We start from the raw sequence: 3,918 nt of genomic DNA, 5'->3' as shown, positions 1-3,918 counted from the left end.
CTTTGTTTACACTGTATGTGAACATCGTGCGGTAATTCAATCCACGAACAACGCCCCCCCATCCCAGGTGATACCCCTTCACCCTGGTATTGGTCATTCCGATTTGAGCTTCCTCGTTGTACAGTGGTGAGGTGATCAGTGGTGTCCCCAGTGTCATCCCGAGGTAGGACCATCCGCTTCTGTAGATATAATTGTTAAAATAGTTGTCATTGCCCTTGAGCTTAATAGGTCCCGAGAGGTCATGTACCGGTCCCGATTGCCAGGTGGTCTGAATATACTCAACCAGCAGATGGTTAACCAATCTCTCCTTGTCATGGGTACGGATCACCAGCCCCTTTACCCCATCCTCATAAAACAACTTGGACATCCCAGAGTTATCCTCAAAAATAGTCTGAAAATAGAACCCCACCGAGAACCCTTTTCCCTTGTAATCGATCCGGTAGTTTCTGGCGCCCAGGTGGTTTCCCAGTGCATTGAGGATTTCCCCAGTATGACTTGTGTTTGCAGGTGCAGACTGCGCAAGAAAAACCCGTTTATAAGCATCCAGGTCAGATGGCAATGCACCTATTTGCTCATTGGAAGAGACCCCACCCCAGTGAGCAAAGTGGATCAGCCCCAGGGAGACGTTCAGCCGGGAATCGCCTCCAAAACGGATGTGGGCATGCTTCTGGTGCATGTATACATCTTCAACATAGCGCTCCTTTTCAAACCATCCGTGGGCCAGAGAGCCGTTGACCTCCACATAGCCCTTCGTGAATGGCACATCCACGTAACCCGGCGTTGCGAGCACCAGTTTAGGCATCGGTCGGGCGTTACCTGACCATACGGATCCTCCTGTAGAGAGGGTGCTGTCCTGGTTGCCGATCATCTCCTCCTTCCTCCCTGCCCTGAAGGTCAGCAATGGAGTTTTAATCTCTGCATACCCCTGGTGCAGCACCAGGTTGTTTTCTGTGCCGAAGCGGTCGTATAGCTCCAGACCATAATCAAAACTGATCCAGGATCCTGAGCTGTCAACCCCCTCGACCTTTAATCCGGCCATCCCTTCGAAGGGTGCTAAAGCATATTTTCCGTGCTGATTGGCAACTTGCCAGAAAGGTTTGCTGCCTCCTGCTGCGGCAGTGCCTCCGGCATAAACATCGATACGCGGGGCGGCAACCTGACTATAAACAGCCAATGATGCCAGCAATGCAGCTATGAACAGATAGAATTTTTTCACGCGTTCCCGATTAATTGTATCAACTGCTGCAGATTGGCATGAAAATCAAATCGCTCCTCCACCTGTTTTCTTGCCAGGTTTCCTGTTTGGTCCATCTCTGATGGATGGCTCCAGAGATGGGCGATCTTCTCTGTAAAAAGTTGCACATCGCCAAAAGGGATCAGATACCCGGACTTTCCGTCATCGATCATTTCGGGCATACTGCTGATATTGAATGCCACCACGGGCTTACCTGCCGCCATTGCTTCCAGGATTACATGGGAAGAGCCTTCATGCAGTGAGGTGGAGAGGTAGATATCGAGCCCCTTCAGGAAATCCCTGATATCCTCCACAAAATCGAGGAAAATAACCTCTTCTTCAAGACCCAGTCGTTTACATTGAGATTTTAAGGCCCTTTCCAGCTTCCCGGATCCGGCGATCATTAATTGAAAAGGGATATTCCGGCTTTTAAGCATTCCAGCGATCCGGATCAGGTACTCCTGCCCCTTCTGCTCGACCAGTCGGCCGGCATTCCCGAGGGAAAGCACCCTCTTTTGCTCCCCGTTACTACTGAAATAATCGAGAGGGGGCCAATGGGTAAGATCCACCCCATTGTACATGACCATCACCTTTTCATCTTCAATAATATTTTCATTCCTTTTAAAAATATTTTGTTTGATCTCCGAAGAGTTGGTAATGATCTTTGTCAGCACCCTACAGAACAGGAACCGGTTCATCAGCGAGTTCTTCACCGGAACTGCAGAGCCCCGCCGATAAATAATATGCTTCACCCCGGCCAGTTTCGCTGCCGGTCCGCCCAGCTTCACATCGATGGAAAGGCCCAGGATCAAAGCATACACTTCATGTTTTTGAAACAACCTCTTCAGAAACCGGAGTTTGAAAGGATTCAGAAAGCCAATATTGGAGATCGCTGAATTTGTCACCTCGATACTGGGGCGGTCCTTTAATTTATTGTAAAGATCGCTGTTTTTATTGGTGACCACCAATATGGAATATCCCAGCTCATCCAGGTAGCAGGCAGTTTCATAATGCCATTTTTCTCCCCCACCCCAAACCCTGTTGGAATTCATAAAACAGATTTTTTTTGTTTTGGTAGATGGGTTCATGAGGGAAAATCTCTTCTGTTGCTATCTATAAATTTTTGTTTTATAAGGACATGCAAAATATCTTGAGCTACAGGCTGATGGCTTTTAATAATTATTGAAATTACTATTATTTTTCAACTTTTGTCAGATATAATCTTGTAATTTTTTTCATTTCTTCTGCTTTTAGCTATAAAGGAATAAATTTCGTAATTTTGCAAAAATACCAAATCCAGTCAAATGATAATCAGAAACATTCTATTTTGCTGCATCCTCATCTTTTCAGGCAGTCTTTTGCTGGCACAGAATCCCGATCTTGAGAACATGGATCTCTCCAAAATAAAAGTTGAAGAGCTATCAGAGGGACAGATAAGGCAAATTCTGGAACGTGCAGAGGAGAGCGGTATGACAGAGGCCCAAATGAAGGCGGCGCTGCGGACCCGTGGGATGGCACCTTCAGAAATAAATAAACTGGAGGAGCGCCTGAAATCAATGCAGTCGGAACCGTCGGGCGTGGATATCGCCAGCAGGAGCCGGCAAGTGGTTCTTGGCGGACAGAAAGAAGATATATTCGGCCCACTTCTGGGAAGGGGCATGAAGGAAGATCCTGCAGAGGAGGCCGGACCGGAAAGCCGGATATTCGGGTATGACCTTTTCAGAAATGAGTCCCTCACCTTTGAGCCGGGCATGAACATCCCCACACCACCCGATTATCAGATCGGACCGGGCGATCAGCTGATCGTTGACGTCTGGGGGGCCTCCCAGCAGAATTACCAGCTGCCTGTCTCACCCGAAGGGAGTGTTTACATCGAAAACCTTGGCCCCATTCAGGTGGCAGGGCTGACCATGGAAAAAGCCTCTGAAAGGATCCTGGGCAGGCTGAAAAGTATCTATTCCGGATTGAGCGGACCGGGCAGAAACACCTATGCAGAGGTTACGCTGGGTAACATTCGCACAATCAGCGTTCACATCCTGGGACAGGTGAACCTGCCGGGCACCTTTACGCTCAGCTCCTTTGCCACTGTTTTTAATGCGTTACATGCTTCAGGAGGTCCCTCTCTCAACGGGTCATTCAGGGATATTGAGCTGTTCAGGAACAATCAGAAAATTGCCACCATGGATGTGTACGATTTTCTTATTAACGGAAAGCAGGACGGCAATATGAGGCTGCAGGACCAGGACATCATCAAGGTCAACCCCTATAAAACAAGGGTTGATATTACAGGGGAGATTAAACGTCCGGGGTTGTATGAACTATTGAAAGAAGAATCTCTGGACCAGCTGATAGATTATACAGGAGGATTCACAGATAAGGCCTATACGAAAAGGCTGACTGTCTACCGCAAAACAGATACTGAAAGAAAAATAATGAACCTTGAAAAAGAGGAGGCGACAACATTCAATCTTCAAGATGGAGACTCTATACCCGTTTCAATGATCCTCAACCGCTTTGAGAACAGGGTAACCATCAGTGGGGCAGTCTATCGCCCGGGTGAATATGCATTAAGCGGCGAATTGACACTCAGGGAGCTCATTGGCAAGGCCGAAGGGTTAAGAGATGATGCCTTTTTGCCCAGGGCGTTGATTTACCGTACACAGGATGATTTCACCCTGAAGATC

At 47.8% G+C, this 3,918-nt stretch carries 3 protein-coding genes; 1 reads left to right on the top strand and 2 read right to left on the bottom strand.

Going from position 1 to position 3,918, the window contains the following annotated elements:
* Positions 1-1,216, bottom strand: a 1,216-nt coding sequence (locus tag L2082_RS18790; RefSeq protein WP_446012153.1) for a capsule assembly Wzi family protein, incomplete at its 3' end; no start/stop codon positions are given.
* Complete coding sequence (locus L2082_RS18785) at positions 1,213-2,286, bottom strand: glycosyltransferase family 4 protein (protein WP_446012154.1); 1,074 nt, start codon at positions 2,284-2,286, stop codon at positions 1,213-1,215. The genes L2082_RS18785 and L2082_RS18790, both read right to left, overlap by 4 nt.
* 417 nt (positions 2,287-2,703) lie before the next feature.
* Here L2082_RS18785 and L2082_RS18780 point away from each other — a divergent pair.
* Positions 2,704-3,918, top strand: a 1,215-nt coding sequence (locus L2082_RS18780) for an SLBB domain-containing protein (protein ID WP_446012152.1), incomplete at its 3' end; no start/stop codon positions are given.

It is taken from the genome of Candidatus Electrothrix sp., from assembly GCF_052785085.1.
Note: the sequence above shows the minus strand (reverse complement) of the source record. Positions and strands in the feature narration are given on the sequence as shown.

Bases quoted from the DNA above. Each gene is read 5' to 3' on its own strand.
- L2082_RS18785 (WP_446012154.1), bottom strand. From the start codon at position 2,286: ATGAATTCCAACAGGGTTTGGGGTGGGGGAGAAAAATGGCATTATGAA.